Origin of the sequence: Flavobacterium sp. PS2, assembly GCF_046250155.1 — a bacterium.
Taxonomy (GTDB): Bacteria; Bacteroidota; Bacteroidia; order Flavobacteriales; family Flavobacteriaceae; genus Flavobacterium.
This window is the reverse complement of sequence record NZ_CP176426.1, coordinates 673,180-696,313: the sequence shown is the minus strand read 5'-3', so window position 1 is coordinate 696,313 and position 23,134 is coordinate 673,180. Positions and strand designations below refer to the sequence as shown.

The 23,134-nt window shown below is 30.8% G+C and carries 25 protein-coding genes; 11 read left to right on the top strand and 14 right to left on the bottom strand.

Annotated elements, in window-relative coordinates:
• Positions 1-431 precede the first annotated feature (431 nt).
• Complete coding sequence (locus tag ACJ6WR_RS02900) at positions 432-1,100, bottom strand: ZIP family metal transporter (protein WP_039115151.1); 669 nt, start codon at positions 1,098-1,100, stop codon at positions 432-434.
• A gap of 92 nt (positions 1,101-1,192) precedes the next feature.
• The gene (locus ACJ6WR_RS02895; RefSeq protein ID WP_409416997.1) at positions 1,193-1,957 is read right to left on the bottom strand and encodes a class I SAM-dependent methyltransferase; all 765 of its coding nucleotides are present in this window, start codon (positions 1,955-1,957) and stop codon (positions 1,193-1,195) included.
• A 164-nt stretch (positions 1,958-2,121) separates the two neighbouring features.
• Between ACJ6WR_RS02895 and ACJ6WR_RS02890 the strand changes: the two genes are divergently transcribed.
• A complete protein-coding gene (locus ACJ6WR_RS02890) occupies positions 2,122-3,285 on the top strand; it encodes a class I SAM-dependent RNA methyltransferase (RefSeq protein WP_039115146.1) in 1,164 nt (387 codons plus the stop codon).
• A 120-nt stretch (positions 3,286-3,405) separates the two neighbouring features.
• Positions 3,406-3,642, top strand: a complete 237-nt coding sequence (locus ACJ6WR_RS02885) for a hypothetical protein (protein WP_039115145.1) — start codon at positions 3,406-3,408, stop codon at positions 3,640-3,642.
• A gap of 61 nt (positions 3,643-3,703) precedes the next feature.
• Here ACJ6WR_RS02885 and ACJ6WR_RS02880 read toward each other — a convergent pair whose 3' ends face one another.
• The 3 genes from ACJ6WR_RS02880 to rlmD are packed head-to-tail and all read right to left on the bottom strand — an operon-like array spanning position 3,704 to position 6,494.
• Positions 3,704-4,522: a DUF6048 family protein gene (locus ACJ6WR_RS02880; RefSeq protein ID WP_039115144.1), complete on the bottom strand. Its 819-nt coding sequence runs from the start codon at positions 4,520-4,522 to the stop codon at positions 3,704-3,706.
• Entirely contained in the window at positions 4,494-5,036 is a 543-nt protein-coding gene (locus tag ACJ6WR_RS02875; protein WP_039115142.1) for a DUF6452 family protein, read from the bottom strand. Before ACJ6WR_RS02875 ends, ACJ6WR_RS02880 begins: the two co-directional genes overlap by 29 nt.
• Before the next feature lie 45 nt (positions 5,037-5,081).
• Positions 5,082-6,494, bottom strand: a complete 1,413-nt coding sequence (gene rlmD, locus ACJ6WR_RS02870) for a 23S rRNA (uracil(1939)-C(5))-methyltransferase RlmD (RefSeq protein WP_039115140.1) — start codon at positions 6,492-6,494, stop codon at positions 5,082-5,084.
• A gap of 192 nt (positions 6,495-6,686) precedes the next feature.
• Here rlmD and ACJ6WR_RS02865 point away from each other — a divergent pair, with 192 nt between their 5' ends.
• Entirely contained in the window at positions 6,687-7,724 is a 1,038-nt protein-coding gene (locus ACJ6WR_RS02865) for a sensor histidine kinase (protein WP_409416996.1), read from the top strand.
• Between the two features lie 174 nt (positions 7,725-7,898).
• Here the strand turns inward: ACJ6WR_RS02865 and cysM are convergent, their stop codons facing one another.
• Together cysM and epsC are read right to left on the bottom strand one after the other, a co-directional pair.
• Positions 7,899-8,786: a cysteine synthase CysM gene (cysM, locus tag ACJ6WR_RS02860; RefSeq protein WP_039115137.1), complete on the bottom strand. Its 888-nt coding sequence runs from the start codon at positions 8,784-8,786 to the stop codon at positions 7,899-7,901.
• 2 nt (positions 8,787-8,788) lie between these two features.
• Positions 8,789-9,580, bottom strand: a complete 792-nt coding sequence (epsC, locus tag ACJ6WR_RS02855) for a serine O-acetyltransferase EpsC (protein WP_039115136.1) — start codon at positions 9,578-9,580, stop codon at positions 8,789-8,791.
• Between the two features lie 188 nt (positions 9,581-9,768).
• On the opposite strand from epsC, the gene ACJ6WR_RS02850 reads away from it, so the two are divergent.
• On the top strand, positions 9,769-10,470 hold the full coding sequence (locus ACJ6WR_RS02850; protein ID WP_039115134.1) for a DUF1003 domain-containing protein: 702 nt from the start codon (positions 9,769-9,771) through the stop codon (positions 10,468-10,470).
• A 20-nt stretch (positions 10,471-10,490) separates the two neighbouring features.
• Here the strand turns inward: ACJ6WR_RS02850 and ACJ6WR_RS02845 are convergent, their stop codons facing one another.
• Entirely contained in the window at positions 10,491-10,754 is a 264-nt protein-coding gene (locus tag ACJ6WR_RS02845; RefSeq protein WP_240474764.1) for a DUF2752 domain-containing protein, read from the bottom strand.
• A 123-nt stretch (positions 10,755-10,877) separates the two neighbouring features.
• Here ACJ6WR_RS02845 and ACJ6WR_RS02840 point away from each other — a divergent pair, with 123 nt between their 5' ends.
• Positions 10,878-11,063: a hypothetical protein gene (locus ACJ6WR_RS02840; RefSeq protein WP_039115131.1), complete on the top strand. Its 186-nt coding sequence runs from the start codon at positions 10,878-10,880 to the stop codon at positions 11,061-11,063.
• Positions 11,053-11,604 (top strand): Smr/MutS family protein, encoded by a 552-nt coding sequence (locus ACJ6WR_RS02835; RefSeq protein ID WP_039115128.1) that lies wholly within the window; start codon positions 11,053-11,055, stop codon positions 11,602-11,604. The genes ACJ6WR_RS02840 and ACJ6WR_RS02835 overlap by 11 nt, the downstream gene beginning before the upstream one ends.
• A 178-nt stretch (positions 11,605-11,782) precedes the next feature.
• Here the strand turns inward: ACJ6WR_RS02835 and ACJ6WR_RS02830 are convergent, their stop codons facing one another.
• Positions 11,783-12,775 carry a hypothetical protein gene (locus ACJ6WR_RS02830; protein WP_039115126.1) on the bottom strand — a complete coding sequence of 331 codons (993 nt, stop codon included), beginning with the start codon at positions 12,773-12,775 and terminating at the stop codon, positions 11,783-11,785.
• Positions 12,776-12,861: 86 nt separating this feature from the next.
• Between ACJ6WR_RS02830 and ACJ6WR_RS02825 the strand changes: the two genes are divergently transcribed.
• A complete protein-coding gene (locus ACJ6WR_RS02825) occupies positions 12,862-13,992 on the top strand; it encodes a cysteine desulfurase family protein (protein WP_409416995.1) in 1,131 nt (376 codons plus the stop codon).
• Between the two features lie 28 nt (positions 13,993-14,020).
• Here the strand turns inward: ACJ6WR_RS02825 and ACJ6WR_RS02820 are convergent, their stop codons facing one another.
• Positions 14,021-14,593 carry an L-threonylcarbamoyladenylate synthase gene (locus tag ACJ6WR_RS02820; protein WP_039115124.1) on the bottom strand — a complete coding sequence of 191 codons (573 nt, stop codon included), beginning with the start codon at positions 14,591-14,593 and terminating at the stop codon, positions 14,021-14,023.
• Between the two features lie 56 nt (positions 14,594-14,649).
• Positions 14,650-15,726, bottom strand: coding sequence for a DegT/DnrJ/EryC1/StrS family aminotransferase (locus ACJ6WR_RS02815; RefSeq protein ID WP_409416994.1), 1,077 nt, complete (start codon positions 15,724-15,726; stop codon positions 14,650-14,652).
• A 609-nt stretch (positions 15,727-16,335) separates the two neighbouring features.
• Between ACJ6WR_RS02815 and ACJ6WR_RS02810 the strand changes: the two genes are divergently transcribed.
• The gene (locus tag ACJ6WR_RS02810) at positions 16,336-17,295 is read left to right on the top strand and encodes a glycosyltransferase (RefSeq protein ID WP_409416993.1); all 960 of its coding nucleotides are present in this window, start codon (positions 16,336-16,338) and stop codon (positions 17,293-17,295) included.
• On the opposite strand, the gene ACJ6WR_RS02805 is transcribed toward ACJ6WR_RS02810, so the two are convergent.
• Positions 17,296-18,312, bottom strand: coding sequence for a glycosyltransferase family 2 protein (locus ACJ6WR_RS02805; RefSeq protein ID WP_409416992.1), 1,017 nt, complete (start codon positions 18,310-18,312; stop codon positions 17,296-17,298).
• A 115-nt stretch (positions 18,313-18,427) separates the two neighbouring features.
• On the opposite strand from ACJ6WR_RS02805, the gene ACJ6WR_RS02800 reads away from it, so the two are divergent.
• The 3 genes from ACJ6WR_RS02800 (at position 18,428) to ACJ6WR_RS02790 (ending at position 21,172) form a co-directional block, all read left to right on the top strand.
• Positions 18,428-19,291 carry a hypothetical protein gene (locus ACJ6WR_RS02800; protein WP_039115122.1) on the top strand — a complete coding sequence of 288 codons (864 nt, stop codon included), beginning with the start codon at positions 18,428-18,430 and terminating at the stop codon, positions 19,289-19,291.
• A 145-nt stretch (positions 19,292-19,436) separates the two neighbouring features.
• On the top strand, positions 19,437-20,201 hold the full coding sequence (locus ACJ6WR_RS02795) for a Kdo domain containing protein (RefSeq protein WP_409416991.1): 765 nt from the start codon (positions 19,437-19,439) through the stop codon (positions 20,199-20,201).
• Between the two features lie 221 nt (positions 20,202-20,422).
• Positions 20,423-21,172 carry a glycosyltransferase family 2 protein gene (locus ACJ6WR_RS02790; RefSeq protein ID WP_409416990.1) on the top strand — a complete coding sequence of 250 codons (750 nt, stop codon included), beginning with the start codon at positions 20,423-20,425 and terminating at the stop codon, positions 21,170-21,172.
• Between the two features lie 14 nt (positions 21,173-21,186).
• Here ACJ6WR_RS02790 and ACJ6WR_RS02785 read toward each other — a convergent pair whose 3' ends face one another.
• Complete coding sequence (locus ACJ6WR_RS02785; protein WP_409416989.1) at positions 21,187-22,257, bottom strand: glycosyltransferase family 9 protein; 1,071 nt, start codon at positions 22,255-22,257, stop codon at positions 21,187-21,189.
• 79 nt (positions 22,258-22,336) lie between these two features.
• Positions 22,337-23,110, bottom strand: a complete 774-nt coding sequence (locus tag ACJ6WR_RS02780) for a glycosyltransferase family 2 protein (protein WP_086895944.1) — start codon at positions 23,108-23,110, stop codon at positions 22,337-22,339.
• Positions 23,111-23,134 lie beyond the last annotated feature (24 nt).

Sequence of the window (23,134 nt, the reverse complement as noted above, 5' to 3'; positions counted from 1 at the left end):
TAAATTAAGGGAAAATCTATAATAGTGTATTGAATAAATTTATCGCAAAGGCGTGAATTTTTTATAAACATCAATTATCCACACTGTTTGTCATTTCGACGAAGGAGAAATCTCCACAAGAAACTCCGCAACGAGAGTCCTAGCTTTGTAGAGTTGCTCACGAAGATTTCTCCTTCGTCGAAATGACAAGATTGTGTTTAAGCTTTGCGTTTTACATCTTTACAAGATTAATGTTGCTTTCTAATAAGCTTAACTTAATAACATTGGACTTCGGAACTGTTAGATGTTTTTTGAAAACGATAAGTTATTGTTTTTGCGTGAGGGATAGGAGCTAACTACCGAAGTAGTGCGGATAGCCCGACCGTATTTACAGAAGGCGCATATAAGCGGTTTGCTAAATAGCGCCTTTTGTAAATGTGGTCACGCCCAAACTATATAAAATATGCCAAAGCGATTCCGAATATAATCATCGAAATTTTGGCAATATTAAATTTGTGTCCTTCGCTACTTTCAAAGATTATTGTTGATGAAATATGGAATAATATCCCGATTACTACGGCTGTGATTTCGGTGTAATAATCGTTTAAAAATGGTAAATATTCCGATGCAATAGTTCCTAGTGGTGTCATGATTGCAAAGGTTATCATAAATGCGAAAATGGCTTTTTTGTTAAGCTCGGCATTGACGAAAAAAGTGGTCAAAATAATTGCAATAGGCAAGTGATGTATGGCAATTCCTATGACGATATCGTGGTGATGACTCACAGGAAATCCTTCTAGGAAAGCATGAATACATAAACTTATAAAGAGCAACCACGGAATTTGATGCATTTTGGCATGACCATGTACATGTCCGTGCTCGGCTCCTTTAGAGAAAAACTCAAGTATGATTTGGAATAAAATTCCGAGCATTATAAATAACCCAATATTGTGGTTGTGGGATTCGTAAACTTCTGGCAACAGATGCATTACTGTAAGTGATAGCAGGAATGATCCGCTAAAAGCCAATAAAAGTTTAAGATTGGTTTTGTCTTTTGGTTTAAGTACCAATGCAACAATATATCCTAGTAATACAGAAAGTAGGGGTAATAGATAATTCATCTTTTTGTTTAATCGGTTTTTTGTTTAATCGTTTTGTCGATTTTGTTACTTTGCTTAATCGATTAAACAAATTAACAGTTAAACGATTGAACCTATTTAAAAATCATGATTAATCGTTCGCTATCAGTTTTATGGAATTTCTTTAGTTTATAATCACCAAATGTATCCAAAAGGAAAATACCTGCTTGTTCCATTAAGTCTTCGAAATCTTTTAATGTTAGGGCTTTTACTTTTTCGGTAAAATGAAATTTACGTCCTTGGTCTTCAAAATCTATTTCTTTAAAGATATGTCCGTCCTCTACGTATCGTTTGATATGGAAATCAATATCGTCGACAGTTTTTACTTCTTCGGGAACTAGTGTTTCGATTACTTGTGTTACGTTCATAAAATCGATTACAGCAAAACCATACTCGCTTAAACTTGCTTTTATTGCTTTTAGCGTGGTAAGATTATCGTCGTCACTTTCGAAATAACCAAAACTGGTAAACAAATTAAAAATAGCATCAAATTTTTCTTCGAATGGTTCGCGCATATCATGCACTTTAAAATGCAAAGTTTCATTGCTATTCTTGCTAGCTTCGGCAATACTGTTTTCGGATAAATCGGCTCCTAGAACATTAAATCCTAGTTGATTTAAATAAATAGAATGGCGTCCTTTTCCGCAAGCTAAATCAAGTACATTGGCTTTTTCTGGAAGATTAAGATAATGTGTAAGATTATCCATGAAAATTTGCGCTTCTCTATAATTTCTGTCTTTATATAGTATATGATAATAGGGTGTGTCGAACCAAGAAGTGAACCAGTTTTCGGACGGTTGGCTTGTATTTGGGGTAGATGGGTTATGTGCTTCAGACATTTATTCTTTTTCAATTAATTCAAGTCCCGCAAATTTAGTGTATTTTTGCTGAAAAATAACTATTTTGCAAGTGATAGACTAACAATGTCGCTGTGTAAATTCGAAAATTTTTTATTACAGATTGATTTTAGTTTAAATAAATCTGTTTTAATTTAAATATAAAAATGGAAGATAATTTTAAAATGGTGGCCAAAACCTTTTTTGGCTTTGAAGAAATTTTAGCAAAAGAACTACAATTGCTAGGAGCACAAGATGTTGAACAAGGTGTGAGAATGGTAAGTTTTAAGGGGGACAAAGGGTTTATGTACAAAGCCAACTTATCGTTGCGTACAGCATTGAAGGTGCTAAAACCAATTTACTTTTTTAGAGCAAATAATGAACAAGCTTTATATAAAGGTATTTCGGGGGTAAACTGGTCTAAGCTTATAAACGCTAATCAGACTTTTGTGATTGATGCAACTGTGCATTCAGAACATTTTAATCACTCTGAATTTGTTTCTCAAAAGTGTAAAGATGCTATTGTAGATCAATTTAGAGAACGTACCGGACAAAGACCAAGTATTGATAAAGCACATCCGGATTTAAGGATTAATGTACATATCGATAAAGATCAGGTTTCGGTTGCTTTGGATACTTCGGGTAATTCATTACACCAACGTGGATATAGAACGGCAACAAATATTGCTCCTATAAATGAAGTATTGGCAGCAGGTATTTTATTGCTGTCTGGTTGGGAAGGTCAAGGTCATTTTCTAGACCCAATGTGTGGTTCGGGAACTTTTCTTGCTGAAGCGGCTATGATTGCATGTAATATTCCAGCGAATATTAACAGAAAAGAGTTTGCTTTTGAAAAATGGAACGATTGGGATAATGATTTATTTGATCAGATTGTAAGCAGTTTGATGAAAAAAACTAAAGAGTTTCATTATACTATAAAAGGTTTTGATAAAGCACCAAGTGCTGTTAGTAAAGCTAAAGACAATATTAAGAATGCTAACTTGGAGGATTATGTCACTATCGAAGAGAATAACTTTTTTGATACTGAAAAAACAACTCAAGGAACTTTACACATGGTATTTAATCCGCCTTATGATGAGCGTTTAGATATTCATATGGAAGAATTCTATAAAAACATTGGCGATACATTAAAGAAAAATTACCCAGCAACTAATGCTTGGTTTATTACTGCTAATCTTGAAGCCTTGAAATACGTTGGGCTTAAACCATCTCGTAAAATCAAACTTTTTAACGCAAGTTTAGAAGCCAGATTAGTAAAATACGAAATGTACGAAGGAAGTAAGAGAACTAAGTTTCAGGTTAACGAATAGAAGTTGCAGAGAAGCAAAGGTTCAAAGGGACAGAGGTTTTGTTTTAGTTAAAAAAATGAACTGTTAAATTGCTTTGTACCTTTGAACCTTTGTGTCTTTGAACCTTAAAAAAATAAACAAATGACAAAATTACAAGTAAGAGCTTTTTTATATCAGTTGGGCTGTTTTGCTATATTATTTATATTAGCTCGATTTTTGGTAGCTGAATACTCAGGATTAACAGGATTTTGGGTTCCTATGACAGCATTTGTTATTGGAACTCTTTTGTCTCCAAAATTTCAAGCCGCTAAAACTAAAGATGGTGAGAAACTTTTTATGAAATGGATTTTCATGAAAGGAATTAAAGAAATAGGGTAGTGCCTATTTATATTTTACAATTTGGTTATTGTTATATGAATAACCAAATTGTAAGATTATATTATTTTTTGGTCTCTATTTCTGGGATTACTACCTTTTTCTTATAAATAGGAATAAAGTAAGAAACAGTATAGTTGAAACCAATTCCGAAATTACCGTTATATGTTCGGTTGAATCCAGGAATATAAAGATTATCGAAGTTGTCTGGTTTTTTGTTTGTAACCAATGTTTTTAATTGCACGCTGAAACCTACAAATATATTATTGATTACTTTTACTTTTACTCCTGCATTTACTTCTAGCCAACTAGCAGATAAACCGCTATACTTTGTACCTGAAACCTCAGGAGGAAGTTCTCCCCAATATCTATCTGAATTGTATATTTTATATGTATTTAATTCTTGACTAAATGTACTGAAACCATAACGCAAACCGACAGATATTATGTTTTCCATATCAAGCCAGTTTTCATACAAATTGTAATCAAATCCTGCTTTTATGTAGGTACCATTTGTTGTTGAATTAAGTCTGTCATCATCGGTAGTTTTATCTTCGATACCTATTTCGGCAGCCAGATAATATTTTTTGGATAATCGATAATCTCCTACGAATTCTACACCTTTATAGTCTGAATCATATAAGCTGCGAGTTAATTTATATAAATCGACACCAACACGTACTCCATAACGATCAGTTTTTGCAGGAATGCTGTCTTTTTTAGCTTCCTGTGTAGCTGCTTTTTTAGGAGTAGTCTTTACTACAGGTTTTGTTTCAGTTTTGTTTGTTAGCGTAGTTTTGGTTGTAGGTGTTTCTTGGGCTTGAACCAAAAACAAAGACAACATAAGGCAAAAACTAAAAATATACTTTGATGTGTGTCTCATTTTCTAATTCAATATTAAACTTTTCTACATTAACAACCTGCATCCAAAATCCTTCTGCAATATCAGAATCAGTGCGAACAAATGGTATATTTCGATCTAATTCAAAAGTGGTTTTATAACCACATGCTCTTGAAACAAAAATATTTTGATGAGTATAATTAAATTTCAATCTATCTTCGTTTATCAAAGCCGTATTTGGATCATTGTAATTTAAAATAAAACGATACGTTGTGCTTTCGGCATTTGTTTTAAGCGGTATAGAAATAGTATTTCCATTAGTGATGTATTTGTCTGCCTCGATAAGAGCCTTTTCATTAAAGACAATACCTTCAGTCATCCCTTCGCCAATCACTTTTAGGTTTCTTACGGTTTTAGGAACTGTAGTATTATCACGGTCAAAAAAAGAAATTACCAATCGAGGTGTCGTAGGTGTATTAGCATCACAAATATCATCTTTCTCACATCCTGAAAAAGTGAAGGCAATTATGATTATTATAAAAAGTATTTTTTTCATTTATTGTTTGTGATTTATGCTTCACGCGTTTTTGTTAACTAGAACTTAGCGAAGTTCCAAAAGTACAACATTTTCTACGTGATGTGTCTGCGGGAACATATCTACTGGTCTTACGCGAGTTACTTTGTATTTTTCGTCCATTAATGCCAAATCACGTGCTTGTGTAGCCGAGTTACAGCTTACATAAACTACCTTTTCTGGAGCAATTTTCATAATTTGTTCAATTACATCTTTATGCATTCCGTCACGAGGTGGATCAGTAATAATAACATCTGGTTTACCATGTGTGGCAATAAAACTTTCGTTAAATACAACTTTCATGTCTCCAACAAAAAACTCACAATTGGTAATATTATTGCGTTCTGCATTTGCTTTAGCATCTAGAATTGCTTCTGGAACACTTTCTACACCAATTACTTTTTTAGCTTTTTTAGATACGAACTGTGCTATTGTTCCAGTCCCTGTGTAAAGGTCATAAACTGTTTCGTGACCAGAAAGACCTGCAAAATCACGAGTGATTTTGTATAACTCATATGCTTGATCAGAATTGGTTTGGTAAAAAGATTTTGCATTGATGCTAAATTTTAAACCTTCCATTTCTTCCAGAATGTAATTTCTACCTTTATATAGTTTTACATCCTGATCGTAAATTGTATCGTTAGCTTTTCCGTTTACAACATATTGTAGCGATGTTATTTCTGGAAATTTATCATAAAGATGATCTAAAAGTAATTCTCGGTTAGCCTTATCTTCTTCAAAAAACTGAATCAATACCATGATCTCTCCAGTTGAAGCAGTACGAATCATAAATGTTCTTAATAAACCAGAATGTTCTCTTGGATTAAAAAAAGCTAAGTTATGTTCATTAGCAAAAGCTCTGATTTCGTTTCTAATTGCATTTGATGGATCTTCTTGCAGATGACATTTATTAATGTCTAGAATTTTATCCCACATTTTAGGAATATGAAAACCTAATGCATTACGATTCCCTAAATCTTCGGTACTATCAATTTCTTTTTCGGTTAACCAACGGCTATTCGAAAATGAAAATTCCATTTTGTTTCTGTAAAAAAACTGTTTTTCTGAACCTAAAATATTTTCAAATTCTGGAAGTTCAATTTTTCCTATACGTTGTAAGTGATTTTTAACCTCATTTTGCTTGTAGTACAACTGTTGGCTGTACTTCATGTTTTGCCATTTACATCCTCCACAAACACCAAAATGCTCGCAAATTGGTTCTATGCGATGTTCTGATAATTCATGAAATTTCACGGCTTTTCCTTCATAATACGCTTTGCGTTTCTTAAAGGTTTGTACATCTACCACATCTCCCGGAACTACGTTCGGGATAAATATTACTTTTCCGTCGGGAGCTTTTGCTACCGATACGCCTTTTGCTCCAGCATCAAGGACTTGTATTTGATGAAAGACAACTTTGTCTGTATTTTTTCTTCCCATAGCGCAAAAATAAGGGTTTGTAAACTTTTATAAATTTAATTTCGGAAAAATTTTATCAATTTCTTTTATTTAACATTTATTTTGTGTTTAAAAGTTAACTTTGTTTTAATCTAGAACCCCAAATTCTATGGCTTATCAGGAACTTACACTATTTTTATGAAGTTGTATCACATCTTGTCGAAGATTAGTTTTTTGAAGAAAAGCTATGCGTTTAAATTTCTTTTTGTTGCTTTTATAGGCATTCATATTCCGTTAATCGGAATTTTGTTTTTTGTCCTTTATGGTAACAATACAATTTCGGCCAATTCTATTTTGATTTTTTCTTTAATCATGACCTTATTTGCAACTTTGGTTACATTGGTGGTAATAACTCAATTAATAAAACCAATTGTTGTTGCATCTAAAGCATTGGATAATTACAGAACAGCCCGAAAGTTATCAGTTTTGCCATCTCTATATGAGGATGAGGCAGGATTACTAATGCGTAATATTCAGGAATCTATTGATGAAGCGGAGAGTTTTATAAATGAAAAGCAAGATTTGATTTATATGATTTCTCATGATTTAAGAAATTTTGCAGGAAACCCTCAGGGACTAGCAAAGCTTATTATAGAAGAGAACCCGTCAGAATCGGTTAAAAATATGGCTGAATTAATTTGTGAATCGACAGATTTGCAGTTTCGATATATCGAAAATTTCATTAAATTATTAAAACAACAAGATGAAATTGCTAAATCGAGTTCGGTAATCAAAACAATTCAAATAGCGCCAATTCTTCCAGCTGTAAGAGAACAAGTATCACAGCTTTTGGCACAAAAAAATATTAAGTTGGTTTCGGATATTACAGTTGATGAAGCTGTACTTAAAATAGATGAAGGGTTGCTAATTCAGGTTCTTGTGAACTTGATTAGTAATGCCATAAAGTTTTCTTATTCTGGAAGCGAAATCTTATTGCGTATTTTTGAGGATAATGAGGAGTTGGTTTTTACTGTTTCGGATAATGGGACTGGTTTTGACCAGAGTCGAATCGAAGAGTTGTTTAAAAAATTTACGAAAATGAGTAAATTAGGAACTGCCAATGAAACTTCTACAGGAATTGGATTGTATTTATGTAAAAAGATAATCGATAAGAATGGAGGTAAACTAAGTGCAATGAGCCTTGGGAGAAATAAAGGAGCGACTTTTACAATTGTCTTTTCTTATAATGATTCTGAGAAACTTAGTTTTTAAGGTTCAAAGGTTCTGAGTAACAAAGGTTCAAAGTTTTTTTGTGTCAAGTCCAGAGTCTTTGCAATTTTGTATCTTTTTTTAAGGTTCTAAGAAAACAAAGTTGCAAAGATTTTTTTGTAGCAAGCTTTTAAAACCTTAGTACCTCAGAACCTTTGCAACTTTGAACCTTTTCTGTCAATCAAATAAATCTGAAGATAGATAACGATCACCACGATCACAGATTACAGCAACAATTACCCCAGATTCTAGTTGGTTAGCAATTTTTAGAGCTACAGCTACAGAGCCTCCGCTACTCATTCCTGCAAAGACACCTTCTTCTAGCGCTAATCTTTTTGTCATATCGCGTGCTTCTTGTTCGCTTACATCTACAATAGTATCTACTTTTTTAGCATCAAATATTTTTGGTAAATATTCTATTGGCCATTTTCTTATTCCTGGAATTTGAGAACCATCGCTTGGTTGTGCTCCAATAATTTGAATATTGGCATTCTTCTCTTTAAGATAAGTTGATGTGCCAATAATAGTTCCAGTGGTTCCCATTGCCGAAACAAAATGAGTTACTTTTCCATCGGTATCATTCCAGATTTCTGGACCAGTGGTTTTGTAATGTGCTTTCCAGTTATCATCGTTTGCAAACTGATTTAGCATAATATAACCACCTTCGGCAACTTTTCTTTCGGCATAATCTCTTGAGCCGATTATTCCTTCGCTAGCAGGCGTTAAAATAACTGTAGCGCCATAAGCACGCATAGTTTGTACGCGTTCTTTGGTAGAATCCTCAGGAAGTATCAATTCGATATCAATACCCATTAATTGTGCGATCATTGCAAGTGCAATTCCGGTATTACCACTTGTAGGTTCAATAAGTTTATCGCCTTTTTTAATATCGCCTCTCTCCATAGCTGAAAAGATCATATTATATGCTGCTCTATCTTTTACACTGCCGCCAGGATTATTTCCTTCAAGCTTTAATAAAAGTTTGACGTTTTTATTTTTGACTAAATTCACTGTTTCCATCAAGGGAGTATTTCCTATCAGGTTTACTAATGTATGAGTGTTCATAATTATCTTTTTTCTTTTACTTTAACTTCGGTTGTGGTGGTATTGGTTACGATAGATTTTTCTGGGATAGATTTAGTAATCCACGCATTTCCGCCAATAATACTGTCTTTGCCAATAGTGGTTTCTCCTCCTAATATTGTAGCATTAGCATAAATGCAAACATTTTCTTCGACAGTAGGGTGTCTTTTTGCATTTTTCATTTCTTTGGCTATGCTTAATGCTCCTAAAGTTACACCTTGGTATATTTTCACATGTTTTTTTATAATCGTCGTTTCACCTATTACAATTCCTGTTGCGTGATCGATAAAAAACGGAGAAGCAATTGTTGCACCTGCATGAATATCAGTTCCGGTAATTCGATGAGCATATTCACTCATTAATCTTGAAAACAGTAATAAGTCCAGTTTATATAATTCGTGACTTAATCTATATATTGCAATAGCATAAAAACCGGGATAAGCCAAGTATACTTCTTCGATGCTATTTGATGCAGGATCATTCTCTAAAATATATGTTGCGTCTTGAATTAATTTTTCCAAAACAGTAGGTAGTTTTTCTAGAAACTGTTCCCAAATCGATTCACAGGAATTTTCTGATTTTTTGCAAGCTATTATCGCAATTTCTTTAAAGCATTTTTCAAGTTCATTGATGCTTTTGTCTAAAGGAGCATTAGAGTCGAATAAAGTATAAAATAGCTTCTCTGTAAAATCTTCCGTCTTAGTTTTGATTCCGTAGTTTATAGTAGTGTGGCTCTTTAAAGCATTTATATTTTGGATAATCATATTTTTTGTCACAATTGTAAAATTGAATTGTTAGTTTGAAATGTTAAAAGTAATGTGTTTTTTGTAAATAGAGGTAGTAATTGGTTAAAGAAATTTATCCATTAACATTCTGTTTGCAATAATTAAAAAATTTTAAGCAGCGCTAAAGTTGTTAGTATAAAGCGAATTAAAAGAGTAAATTAGCTTATAAAATTATTAAAATGAAAACAAACGGAATGTTTAAAAGTACACTTTCACATATTTCTTATCCTGAGAGTGAAAAAGTATCAGGAAAATCCATTCAGAGCCCAATTTTCGCATTAATTGTTGCTGCTTATCCGTTATTTACCCGAGAAGGATATATTTCGATACATGAATTAAATGTATTTCGAGAAAAATATATTTCGAATTATTTATCTGAAGAGATTGGAGTACTTTCTAATCTTGAAAAGAATGTAATTGGATCTTTAACGGATGAAAAACTTTTAGTAAGTGCTGTTGAAGATGATATGGGGCCAAGAAGTTTTGGTCAAAAAATAGCAGACAAAGTTGCTGATTTTGGAGGAAGTTGGACTTTCATTATTCTGTTTGTAGTTTTTATAATGTTATGGATTTCCATTAATATTTATATTTTGACAAATAAAGGTTTTGATCCCTATCCGTTTATTTTACTTAATTTGATTTTGTCATGTGTTGCCGCTTTGCAAGCTCCAGTAATTATGATGAGCCAAAATCGTCAGGAGGAAAAAGATCGTGACAGGGCTAAAAAGGATTATATGATTAACCTAAAATCAGAATTAGAAATAAGAATGATGCATGAAAAATTAGACCATTTAATTTTGCATCAACAACAAGAATTAATCGAAATTCAGAAAGTACAAATTGAAATGATTAATGATATTTTGAATCAGATAAAAAAATAATTATTCTGATTTGTGAAGAATTAATTATAGTGTTTGTACGCATAACCTAATATCATTATCACGCTATTTGTGATGCCAAAAATCCAAAGAGGTTTTTTGTAATTTCGACTTTTATCAAAAAAATATAAAGTAATAATTATTAAGAATAATAGGCTTGTATAAAGCGCTGGATACATCTCAAAAGCTGCTTTAAAATTACTTTTAAAAAGTAGGAATAAAGCGCGCTGGAAACCGCATCCTAAACACTCTATCCCAAAGAGTGTTTTGCTTAAGCATGGCAACATATATTTTTCTAGATTCAAGAGATTTGGTTTTTACAATTTTACAAAAAATATTCGAATGCGTTTCAAGAATAATTAGATCGTATTTTAAAGTTGATTACTTTTGGATTCTGATAACGTATTAAAATGAAAAAACTAAGAATCCCAATAATGATAATTGCAATTTTAATTGCATTATATGAACAGTCATCTGCGGATAAAAATATTTATATTACAATTATTGCGATTGTAATTTTTATGATAGGGATGATGCAGTTAAGTGCAAAAACGCCAAGTAAAAATCAAGATAAAGAAGAGGAAGATGTTGAATAAAGGAGACAAGGTTTCGGTTCTGGACGAAGCTATAAATGGAGTAGTGTTATCGACTAAAAATAACGAGGTGACTATAGAAACTGAGGATGGATTTATGATGACATTTTTTGTCAACGAGTTAATTAAGATTCATGATTCCAGTAACTTAATGAATTCTATTAAAAGAATTGATATAAGTGAGGTTTCAAAAGAGAAAGAAGAGCCAAAAGCAAGGAGTTTTGTGAAAGAACGCAAGGATAAACGCGAAATTCCTGCCCCAGAATTTGATTTGCATATCGAAAAATTAGTGCCAAATAAACGCGGAATGTCTAACTATGATATTTTGACTTTGCAGACAGAAACGGCAAAGCGACACATTGAATTTGCAATTAGAAATCGTATTCCTAAAATTGTTTTTATTCATGGTGTTGGCGAAGGGATTTTAAAAGCCGAACTTGATTTTTTGTTAGGACGTTATGACGGAATCAATTTTCAGGACGCCAATTATCAAAAATATGGCTTAGGAGCAACTGAAGTTTATTTTGTACAAAATGCTAAATAAAGTATATTTTAAGGCATAAAATAAATTAGTATTAAGCATAAAAAAACGTCTGTTTTTAAAGAGAATTTCAGTTTGAAACTCAATTTAAAAACAGACGTTTTTGTAAGAAAATATTTTTGCTAAGTATGGGTGACAACATTCGAAAAAGGGATTTTTTGAATGTTGTTTTTTTTTTGTTTTATTTACTGGTTGTTATTTCGCCTAAGACAAAAGCATCACCTAGTTTGAACACATTGGTTCCTTTCTGTAAAGAAACTTTTTTAAGTGTTATTGTATGTAAAAAACCTGTGCTTCCTATACCTGTAGTCTTAACTTCTATAATACCACTTTGTTCAGCAATACCATTTATACCTGCCCAAATTTGAGTTACTGAAGGACTAGTTGGAGGGATGGCTTTACAGAAATAATCTTTTGTTAAAACACCTCCTTTATAAGTACGATATATTACTTTGTTTGTTGTGTCATTGATTAATCCAGTTCTAGGAGCATCAGGAGGAGTAACTTCGTTTACTATTAAACTAGGATCAATATTATCGATAGTAATTGATTCACTAGATCCAGCATTATAGTTGTATACTTGTTTTAACTCAGTGCATTGTCCTGCGTTTGACGCAAGAAAAGGTTGTGCTAAAGTAGCAGGTGTAACAGTAGTATTATAATCTCCGAATGAAAATGTTTGATAAGTTTGAGGCCCACTAGGTTTATCAAATGTAATATTATTGAAAACGATGTTATAGTTGTATCCTGTTATACGAGTACTATTATTGGTTTCATTGGTTACTATAATAGGAGATGTGAGAACTCTAATTAACCCTGAAGTTGCTATCCATTCTTCAATTACATTAGGAGTTGCGGGCGGGATAACAGCGCAAATATTATTTTCCTCAATTTTACCATTATAGGCGCGATAAATAACACGATGATCGGTAAGGTTGATGTCGTAAAATTTTGGTACTATATTTGGCTCTCCTCCAAAAATGGTTTTAGGTACGTAGAGTAATAATGATTCCTTCTCTTTTAGTTTAAAAAGTAGAGAGCTTAGAACTGTATCATCAGTAGGACAATTTAATGTTTTAGTATCTTCAAAATTAATGAGATCAACCGATAAATCTCCATCGTCACAACCGTTTAATAGAAAGGCAAATAATAGTATGCTTGCAATTTTTTTCATTATGTTTTTATTTGGGTCAAAAATAGTGAAAAAATTGATAATTGATATTTAAGAATAGACAATTGATATTTCATAACTTTGCCACAATGAAAAAAGTATACCTCGATAACGCCTCTACAACTGCCATACGTCCAGAAGTCATTCAGGAAATGACAAAAGTAATGACAGAAGATTATGGAAATGCATCATCGCCACACAGTTCTGGACGTAATGCTAAGACAATTTTAGAACTTTCAAGAAAAAGTATAGCTAAACAATTTAATTGTTCGGCACAAGAGATTATTTTTACCTCTGGTGGTACCGAAGCTAATAATTGGATACTTCGTTCGGCTGTAAAGGATTTAAAAGTTGAACGTATTATTACTACCAAAATCGAGCATCATGCCGTTTTGCATACTGTTTTGGTATTAGAATCAGAATATAATATTCAGGTTGATTATGTAAATATTAATTCTGATGGTTCTATAGATTTAACTCATTTGTCAAATTTACTTTCAGATGAGAAAAAAACATTGGTGAGTTTAATGCACGTTAATAACGAAACTGGGACTGTTTTAGACCTAGAAAGAGTAAGTGTTATATGTAAGCAATACGATGTGCTATTTCATTCGGATACGGTGCAATCTGTAGGTAAGGCAAAAATTGATTTACAAAGTAATTTGCTAGATTTTATTGTTGCAAGCGCTCATAAATTTCATGGACCAAAAGGAATTGGTTTTGCTTTTGTTCGAAAAAATTCGGGATTACAACCATTACTTTTTGGTGGAGAGCAAGAAAAAGGCTTGCGAGCAGGAACTGAAGCTGTACATCAGATTGCAGGTATGGCTAAAGCTTTGACACTTTCATATGAAAACTTAGAGGTTGAAAAAGAATATATTTTAGATTTAAAAACCTATTTAATTGCTCAATTAGAGAAAGAGTTGCCAGGTTTTAGAATTAACGGAACAAAAGATGATTTCTATACAATCCTGAATGTAATATTGTCTTTTTCGGCAGATAAAACATCGATGTTGTTGTTTAATCTGGATATGAAAGGAATTGCTGTTTCTAGAGGAAGTGCTTGTCAGTCTGGAAGTATTAGACCATCACATGTTTTAAAAGAAATGCTTTCGGAAGCTGATTTAAAACTTCCAAATTTGCGAATCTCTTTAAGTCATTATAATACCAAGGAAGATATCGATTGGTTAATAGAAAGTTTGAAACTAATTGATAATTAACAATTGTTAATTATCAATTAGTTCTAAATTACTTACGGATTACTTTTACTTGAGAATCACTTGTAAGTTTTATAATTGTAGATGGTTTTCCTGCTACTTTATCGTGATATAGGTTTACTACATAATCAACTCCCTTAATGATTTCAGGATTAATGTCTTTGAAAGCAATTGGAGTAGGTTGTCCAGAAATATTAGCTGAAGTTGATACTAGAGGCTTTTTCATTCGCTCTAAAAGCTTAAAACAAAAAGGCTCTTTTACTATTCTAATCCCTAGAGAATTATCTGGAGCAATAATATTTGGAGCTACATTTCGGGGTTTGTCTAAGATAATCGTTGTTGGTTTTTCAGACAAATCCATAATTTGCCAAGCTACTTCAGGAATATCTTTAAATACATTATACATCATTTTTTCGCCATTCATTAGGCAAATCATGCTTTGAGTTTCGGCTCTTTGTTTTAGTTTATATATTTTAGCAACAGCTTCAGGATTTGTTGCGTCACAGCCAATTCCCCAAACAGTATCGGTTGGGTAAAGTATAATTCCGCCATTTTTAATGACTTCGTATGCGTTGAGAATTTCGGTGTTTATGTCTTGACTCATAAAGTTTGGATATTAAATGAGAGATAAATTTTCATGATAGCAGCGTATAACTGATACTATGATATTTCTTTGTTTATAATTTGAACAATTTTTTCTAAATCTTCAGGAGTAAGTCCTACGTAAAGTGGTAAACAAACTATTCTTGATGCAATAGATTCAGATATTGGCATTGCATCGCCTTTTGTGTAATCAATGGTGTTTAGCGATGGGTAAAAATAACGTCTAGGAACTATATTTTCTTTTTGTAATTCTTCCTGAACTCTCAATAATGTTGTTTCAGAATCAAAAAGTAAAGGATAATAACTATGGTTCCATTCTGTGTTTTCTCTAATTTTTATGCTTTTTAAGTTGCTGAAATTTAGATTTTCATTATAAAAATCAGTTACTTTTTTTCTTTCGGTAATAATGTGTTCCATATATGGGAAAATCGCTAATCCCATAGCCGATTGTAATTCAGAAATTTTAGCATTAATCCCAAGGCCATGAAAAGCAAGAGGTCCATTATGACCAAAATTATGACTGTAAAATAATTGATGATGTATTTCTTTGTCATTACAGAACATCGCTCCACCTTCTCCTGTGTGAAATAATTTTGTTGCATGAAAACTACAAGTGCTTACATCTCCAAAATTAAAGAGAGATTGGTTGTTGTATTTAACGCCAAAACAATGTGCAGCATCATAAATAACCTTAAGGTTATGTTTTTTTGCAATAGATTCTATAGCAGTTACGTGACATGGATTTCCGAAGACATGAGTGGCTAATATTGCCGTAGTTCTTGGAGTTATTGCGGCTTCGATTTTGGTTTCATCTATAGTTAGATACTCAGGATGAATGTCTACAAAAACAGGTTTGCAATTTTCCCACACAATTGCAGCCGAAGTGGCAACATATGAAAAAGGAGTTGTTATTATTTCGCCTCCTTTGCCAAATAATTTTAATGCAATTTGTATCGGGATTGTACCGTTATTAGTAATTGTTAGGTTAGAAACACTAAGATAATCTTTAAGTTTTTGTTCTAATTCTAATGTCAGTTCACCACGGTTTGTGAGCCAAGCTTTATCCCACGCACGTTTTATATAAGAATTGTATTCTTCTTGTGGAGGTAAAAAAGTTTTGGTTACAGGAATCATTTAATTATGGATTTAGTGAGTTTAATTAACCGTTAAGGGTAAACTATTGTTATATTTGCGGGGTAAAAATAGGAAAAGAAACCTAATTTATTAGTATAAGTCAATATTATAAAAGAAGAAGAAATATTCTTAATGTCAGACTTGTTTGAAGAACAATATTTTAAGAGTAGTTTTTTTTGTTTTTTATATGATATTACCAGCTTTGTAATTTAGAGTAATACGAAAAAATGATATGTTGAGATTCATAAAATAGACTATAATTGCATTTAATTATTAAATGTGAATTTTTGGATATTATTTTAAAATCAATATCCTAATGCGAAAAATGTTATTTGAACATTTCTTTAATTTAGGGAGATTAATTAGTTGATTGATTTTTAAAAGAGGTATTGTGTGTTCTGACTATATTTAAAAGTGTCAAGAATATGTTTTGTAGATTTTAGGATAAAATAAACTCTATAAATGATATCATTTAGCGATTGTTTTTACGAAAGTATTGGTTTCTTCATAAAAAAAATAATTTTAAGCTTGATAGAAATAAGTAAATAAATAAATGATTTTTTTAATAGATATATTGATTAGGTCAATTACATTTTAGATAATAATTTTATGAAAAATCAACATGGTATTATTTCAAATTGGATAATGCAAGGGAATGAGCCATTAGTAAGTATTATATGTACGACTTTTAATCAAGAAAATTTTATCAGGGAGACCTTGGAAGGGTTTTTAATTCAAGAAACTAAATTCTCTTTTGAGATAATTGTGCATGATGACGCTTCTACAGATGATACGGTAAATATTGTAAAAGAATTTGTAGATAAATATCCTTTAATTATTAAACCAATTTATCAGAAAGAAAATCAATATTCTAAAAAGGAAATTAATATTTGGAGTGATTTTACTTTTCCAATGGCGCAAGGAAAATATATTGCTTTGTGTGAAGGAGATGATTATTGGATAGATGTATTGAAATTACAGAAACAAGTTGATTTTTTAGAAAGCAATGATGATTATGTAATAACATGGACTGATTTTTTTACTAAAAAAGGAACGGAATTAGTTCCAAATGATTTTAAGGATACTTTGCCTTCAGTTTATACTATTGATTTTGATAATCTTTTTGTTCCTTATTGTACTTATACTTTAACTTGTCTTTTTAGAAAATCAGCGGTTGATCCACTTGATTATAAAAAGTTTACTTACGGAAAGGATAATACACTTTATTCTTTGGCATTATGTCACGGAAAAGGTGCTTATATGAATTTTAAAAGTGCCGTTTATAGATGGCATCCAGGAGGAATATATTCTTTAAAATCTGCTTTCTTTCAGCGATATTCATCATATCTCAATCTAAAAGAAATATACGAATGTATTCCAGAAGCCAGAACAAAGAATGTGGCAAAAATTATGAATTCATTATTGAAATATTCAGCACAGGAAGCTTTGAAATTAGTTAAAGATAAAAATCAAGATAAAACAGAACCTAAAAAAGCAATCAAAGCATTTTTAGCGAATGCTGGTTTTTTAACTAAAATGAAATTTCTTTGGCGTTATATTAAAGCCTAATTATTTCTTCAGGTTAATTATAGATTTAAATAAAAGAACAATTTTGTCCAGCCCATTTATTTTCTGGAAAAGTTTATTCTCATTTTTTCTTAAATGATTATAATAGGAAATATTATAGTTGCTAGCATTACGAATTGTACGTATTAATGTCTTGTTTATGTGTTCTTCAAGTTGAGGATGATCAAAGTTTTTTAGTTTTTCATTTTGTGAAAGTAAAAATTTAGAAGCATTTATAACTTCAATTACTTCGTCAGTAACGAGTCCTCTTTTTACAGAAAGTGCATTTATGTAAAAATCTATTTTAGGATCAGCAGGATTTATACCAAATTCTGTCATTTGGTTTGCTTTTACCCTTTTTATAGATTTATTTACATTGTCAATTTTTGTCTTGCTAATGTTATTATTATGCTGTCTATAATTTAATAAAGATTCTTGGATATTGTGAAACTTAGTTTTAGGTAACAACCTACTCCATAAATCATAATCTTCAACAGGGACATAATCATTATTAAATTCTAAATTATTTAAAGCTTCTTTTTTCAGCATAACTGTTGGGTTTCCGATACCGCAACTATGTAAAAATGAAATTTTTATGTGGTCATGATCTTCACCATGTCTGATAACTTTATTTTGCTTTGATCCAAAAAAAGTAAACCACGTTCCGCATACTCCAATCTCGGGATTGTTTTTTAGAACTTCTACTTGTTTCTCAAAGCGATTTGGTAAAGCAATATCATCGGCATCCATAAGGGCAATAAAATCTCCTTTTGCAATCTGCATTCCTTCATTTCTAAGGTTTGCAGGGCCAACGTTTATTTTTTTGTCAATTATAATAATTCTTGAATCTTTCTGCTGGCATTGTTTAATTACTTCTAAACTATTATCGGTAGATTTATCATTCAGGATTAGTAATTCAAAGTCAGTATATGTTTGGTTCAGAATGCTTTCTATGCTTTCTTTTAAAAAAGGCTCTGCATTATATACGGGCATTATAACAGAGATTTTTGGAGTGTGCATGATATTTGTTATTAACAGAAAAACGCAAATATATAATATTACTTTTTCAATTGAGGTTAGCTCTAAAAATAATTTTAATTAATATTAGTACATTTGTACCTTTAAATATAGATAAATGAAAAAAATTCAAGTTGGCTTTTTGGTTTCTTATGATTATAGTTATCTTAAAACTGCTCTTCCTCAAGTATATAAAGAATCAGATTCAATTTTTTTAGCAATTGATAAAGAAAGAAAAACTTGGAAAGGGGAGTCTTTTATTATAGAAGACGAATTTTTTCAATGGATTAAAGCAGTAGACGTAGATTCGAAAATTCAGATTATAGAAGAGAATTTTTATTGCCCAGAACTAAACAGTATGGAATGTGAAGTTCGTGAACGTAAAATATTATCTGAAAAAATGGGTATTGGTAATTGGTTAATCCAATTAGATTGTGATGAGTATTTTTTAAAATTTAAAGAATTTGTTGCTTTTTTAAGAACTAAAGATCATTTTCTTGACAACCCTGAGAAAAATCAAGTTCAAATATCTCCTTATCTGATAAATCTTTATAAGAGAGTTGATAGTGGTATGTTGTATGTTGAAAAAACATCAAAAGTTATTGTAGCTACAAACTATCCGAGTTATAAGATTGGAAGAAGAACACGTAAGAGGGTAATTTATTATAAAGGATTGGTTCTTCACGAATGTGTATCGCGCTCAAAGGAAGAATTAGAGATGAAGTTCAGCAATTGGGGGCACGACTTTGAGATTAATAAAAAGGCGCTTATAGAAAAATGGGAAAGTGTAAATGAGAATAATTACAAAACTATATTCGATTTTTATTATTTAGAGCCAGAAAGATGGAAAAGACTAGAATTTGTTAAAGGAACTACGTTTGAAGAAATAAAAGAGAATCTGGATCTTGAAAAGATAATGCCTACCTCTTTTTTTATATGGAAAAAAAACTTTGGACAATGGTTTAAAGATTTCTTTGTATAATCGTACTATGTATAAAATTTAAAAAGTAGCAGCAAGTTTTTATTCAAGACTTGCTGTTTCTTTATACTTTATTTATGAAAACAGGATATTAATTTGAAGTGTTAACTTCTATGCGTATTTTTGTTTTTTTATAAAAATCTACTAAATGAATTTCAAAATAAATCCAGTTTTTGCTAACGAAACGACATCAATACTTGATAAAATTAAAGCATTTAATAGCTCAGGTACCCTTTTAGGGAATGGTCAGCGTAATGTTATTAAATTATTCGATTTAAATGATAAGGTAGTCAATATAAAGTCATTTAAAATCCCCAATTTAATAAATAAAATTGCTTACAATTACTTTCGAAAATCGAAAGCAAGGCGTTCTTTTGAGTATGCTACAATTTTATTAGAAAAAGGTATTGGAACTCCGTTACCAATTGCTTATTTAGAGAATTATAATTGGTTAGGACTTAGGGATAGTTATTATGCAAGTGAGCATTTAATAACCGAGCTTACTTTTAGAGAACTTGTAGAGATTCCGGATTATCCAGATCATGAAAATATACTAAGACAATTTACCAGATTTAGTTTTGGTTTACATGAAATAGGAATTGAGTTTTTAGATCATTCCCCAGGTAATACATTAATCAAAAAAAATGCAGATGGTAATTATAGTTTTTTCTTGGTAGATTTAAATAGAATGGAATTTCATAATTCTATGAGTTTTGAGATGCGAATGAAGAATTTATGTAGATTGACACCTGTTAAGGAAATGGTTGCTGTAATGAGTAATGAATATGCTAAGCAATATGGTGAATCTGAGCAAAAGATATTCGATACTTTATGGAAGTATACTTCAGACTTTCAAGAGCATTTTTATAGAAAAAAACGTTTAAAAAAGAAACTTAAATTCTGGAAGAAATAATTAATACAATTTATTTCGCTTATACTTCATAAAATTAATATTGGAAAACATTATCGATATTACTTTTTTTTTCTTAATCAAAATCGATTTTTACTAGACAAATAAGCTTTTTCTAAAAATAATTTACAAACTATTTTTAGAGAGACATAATTGTAACAAAAGATTAAGGATTGAGTAATCAAAAAAGTTATATTTTTGTGTTTCATATATTAAATTTTAAAATGAAAATTAGTGGATTGATTATTACTTTCAATGAAGAAAAAAATATAGGAAGATGTATTGATGCTTTATTTAGAATTTGCGATGAAGTAATTGTTGTAGATTCTTTTAGTAAAGATAAAACAGCTTCTATTGCAAAAGAAAAAGGAGCAATTGTTATTGAACAATCTTTTTTAGGAGATGGACCACAGCGTACATATGGTTTACCATATTGCAAGAATGATTGGGTTCTTAATCTTGATGCAGATGAATTTTTGGATAAAGACGCTGAAGACTTTATTTTAAAAGAAAAATATTTAGAAGGCGGTTATGATGCTTTTAGTTTTAGAGTAAAAAACTTTTTAGGAGATAAACTTATAGATTTCTCAGGTTGGTATCCAGATTATAAAGTTCGTTTTTTTAATAAAAAATCAGCCCATCCTTCTAACTCGATTGTGCATCAAAGCATAGTAACTCAAAGCGAGAAAAAAGTACCAGTGCATATTCTACATTATGGTTGGGAATCATTAGAGCAAATTATTTCAAAGAAAAACCAATATTCTACTTGGCATGCACAACAACTTTTTGACCAAGGAGTAAGAATTTGTTTTTTCAAACCTGTCCTTAACGGAACTGTCGCTTTTGTTCGCTGTTATTTTTTTAAGAAAGGTATTTTTAACGGAATAGACGGATTATCAATTGCAATGATTCAGAGTTTTTTTTCTTATATGAAATATGCTAAACTTTTAAAGCTTCAAAAACGAAAAATATAAAATTCATCAGATTTTTAAAGATTTCGTGTCATGAAAAAATCAATCTGACTCTTAAATAATTCAGGGTTTAAATCTTGATACAATATAGCCGAATTGTTTTTAATTTCCTTGTGAGGTAAGCTTTCATTAATTAATTCAGGTTTAAAGTCATTTAAATGTACCGAAATATTTTGCAATCCATCTTCGAAGGTTGCCCAGTCATTTTTCTTTACATAAGGTGAAAATATTGTAAAAGAAGGTTTGTTTAGTGCTTTTGCCATATTAATTGCTCCACCATCGTTTCCTATAATTATATCGCATTGATTCATTATACCAATGAATGATCTTAGATTACTTCCTAATAAATCAAAATGTATCTTCTCTTGTGTGCTTTTAGAGCAGAAATTAAATACTTTTTGAGCATCTTCAATTTGATTTGGAAAATAATTAAAAAGTATCGTTACGTCTTTATTTTCTGCAACATAGTCTACGACTTTCGCCATATATTCTAGAGGATACGTTTTTGATTTCTCACTTCCCAAAAGACTTATCATTACAATTTTGCGGTCCTTGCTTACTTTATGTTTGTTTAATAACGCAATTGCTTCTTGGTCCTCTTCTTTACTTACATGTAATTTCGGAAAAGGGTCTATTAAAGTATTGTCAATATTAAGAGGTTTAAGCAATAAAAGCCTATTGTCTATTGCAAATCCATATTTCGTTTCGTCATTATTGTCAAATCGTTTCATATTGTGATTATAAAACAAAGAAGAATACCATTTGTGGTATGATATTTTATAATCGGCACCAGAGAAAATAGTTATTAAATTAGTCTCTAATTTGCCATATACATCGATTAATATATCATACTTATTAGATCTCATTTTAAAAATAAATTTAAACAATGATAAGTATGATTTTCTTGTTTTTTCTTCTAATACAATTACAGAATCAATATTTGGATTACCTATTAAAACATCTGTGCAATTAGAATAACACATAAAATCGATGGTTGATTCTGGGTATTTCTTTTTTAGATTGTTACAAAGAATTGTACTAATAAGTACATCACCAATTCTTTTCTGTTGTATAACTAATATTTTCATTATTGAGGACAAGTTTAATAAAAAACTGTATTGTGTTTTTGTTGGATTCTAGATGTCAAAAATAGCTATTTAAAAGCTATTATTCCATTTTATTGTGAGTTAACCAAAGAATCAAATAGCGTTTTAATACTGCAAATGAGTTTATGTAAGCAAGAATGTAACCTTCTTTACCATCAAGAAATCCTAATCGAATAAAATATTGATTTATAAAACAAAAAAAAGGTTTCATTAAAAAATGATAGAAATTTGGTTTTACTTTTTTATCATACAATTCTTGAGCTTCTTTTTTACTTAATAGACTTAGCTGATAATTGTATTCATCGAAACTCTTATAAGCATAAGAGTCTATTCTATTTTTTAATATATTAGATTTTCCAAATAATGTAATAGATGGATTACTTTCTTCATTACCAGAATAAGAGTGTCTTTTTTTATCAAAAAGAAAAACTCTTTTTCGGTTATTAAATTCTCCATGCTTTATTTTCTTTTTAAAGAAAAACAGGGTTTGTTTAATGTAATAAAGAGCATTGCTTTTTGGATTGGAAATTTTGGTCAAAATTTCATCCTTAAGTTCGAGAGAAATATATTCGTTTATGTCCAACAACAAGATCCAATCATTTTGCGCCTGATTAATAGCTAGATTGTGTTGTAGTGTTTTATCAGCAGTAGTTTGTTCAATAATTGTTGCGCCAAGCTCTTTTGCAATAGCAACTGTTTTGTCTGTACTATTGTTGTCTATAATGATAATTTCATGAGCAAACGACACATTCTCAATAAGTTTCTTGATGTTGTTTTCTTCATTAAAACAAAATGCCAAAATACTAATTTTGGGAACTATTACATTTTGAGGCATAAAATCAATTTTGTGCAATATTAA

Excerpts from the sequence above, each read along its gene's own strand:
- ACJ6WR_RS02900 (WP_039115151.1), bottom strand. The coding sequence starts at position 1,100 with ATGAATTATCTATTACCCCTACTTTCTGTATTACTAGGATATATTGTT.
- ACJ6WR_RS02895 (WP_409416997.1), bottom strand. The coding sequence starts at position 1,957 with ATGTCTGAAGCACATAACCCATCTACCCCAAATACAAGCCAACCGTCC.
- ACJ6WR_RS02890 (WP_039115146.1), top strand. The coding sequence starts at position 2,122 with ATGGAAGATAATTTTAAAATGGTGGCCAAAACCTTTTTTGGCTTTGAA.
- ACJ6WR_RS02885 (WP_039115145.1), top strand. The coding sequence starts at position 3,406 with ATGACAAAATTACAAGTAAGAGCTTTTTTATATCAGTTGGGCTGTTTT.
- ACJ6WR_RS02880 (WP_039115144.1), bottom strand. The coding sequence starts at position 4,522 with ATGAGACACACATCAAAGTATATTTTTAGTTTTTGCCTTATGTTGTCT.
- ACJ6WR_RS02875 (WP_039115142.1), bottom strand. The coding sequence starts at position 5,036 with ATGAAAAAAATACTTTTTATAATAATCATAATTGCCTTCACTTTTTCA.
- rlmD (WP_039115140.1), bottom strand. The coding sequence starts at position 6,494 with ATGGGAAGAAAAAATACAGACAAAGTTGTCTTTCATCAAATACAAGTC.
- cysM (WP_039115137.1), bottom strand. The coding sequence starts at position 8,786 with ATGAACACTCATACATTAGTAAACCTGATAGGAAATACTCCCTTGATG.
- ACJ6WR_RS02850 (WP_039115134.1), top strand. The coding sequence starts at position 9,769 with ATGAAAACAAACGGAATGTTTAAAAGTACACTTTCACATATTTCTTAT.
- ACJ6WR_RS02845 (WP_240474764.1), bottom strand. The coding sequence starts at position 10,754 with ATGTTGCCATGCTTAAGCAAAACACTCTTTGGGATAGAGTGTTTAGGA.
- ACJ6WR_RS02840 (WP_039115131.1), top strand. The coding sequence starts at position 10,878 with ATGAAAAAACTAAGAATCCCAATAATGATAATTGCAATTTTAATTGCA.
- ACJ6WR_RS02835 (WP_039115128.1), top strand. The coding sequence starts at position 11,053 with ATGTTGAATAAAGGAGACAAGGTTTCGGTTCTGGACGAAGCTATAAAT.
- ACJ6WR_RS02830 (WP_039115126.1), bottom strand. The coding sequence starts at position 12,775 with ATGAAAAAAATTGCAAGCATACTATTATTTGCCTTTCTATTAAACGGT.
- ACJ6WR_RS02825 (WP_409416995.1), top strand. The coding sequence starts at position 12,862 with ATGAAAAAAGTATACCTCGATAACGCCTCTACAACTGCCATACGTCCA.
- ACJ6WR_RS02820 (WP_039115124.1), bottom strand. The coding sequence starts at position 14,593 with ATGAGTCAAGACATAAACACCGAAATTCTCAACGCATACGAAGTCATT.
- ACJ6WR_RS02815 (WP_409416994.1), bottom strand. The coding sequence starts at position 15,726 with ATGATTCCTGTAACCAAAACTTTTTTACCTCCACAAGAAGAATACAAT.
- ACJ6WR_RS02810 (WP_409416993.1), top strand. The coding sequence starts at position 16,336 with ATGAAAAATCAACATGGTATTATTTCAAATTGGATAATGCAAGGGAAT.
- ACJ6WR_RS02805 (WP_409416992.1), bottom strand. The coding sequence starts at position 18,312 with ATGCACACTCCAAAAATCTCTGTTATAATGCCCGTATATAATGCAGAG.
- ACJ6WR_RS02800 (WP_039115122.1), top strand. The coding sequence starts at position 18,428 with ATGAAAAAAATTCAAGTTGGCTTTTTGGTTTCTTATGATTATAGTTAT.
- ACJ6WR_RS02795 (WP_409416991.1), top strand. The coding sequence starts at position 19,437 with ATGAATTTCAAAATAAATCCAGTTTTTGCTAACGAAACGACATCAATA.
- ACJ6WR_RS02790 (WP_409416990.1), top strand. The coding sequence starts at position 20,423 with ATGAAAATTAGTGGATTGATTATTACTTTCAATGAAGAAAAAAATATA.
- ACJ6WR_RS02785 (WP_409416989.1), bottom strand. The coding sequence starts at position 22,257 with ATGAAAATATTAGTTATACAACAGAAAAGAATTGGTGATGTACTTATT.
- ACJ6WR_RS02780 (WP_086895944.1), bottom strand. The coding sequence starts at position 23,110 with ATGCCTCAAAATGTAATAGTTCCCAAAATTAGTATTTTGGCATTTTGT.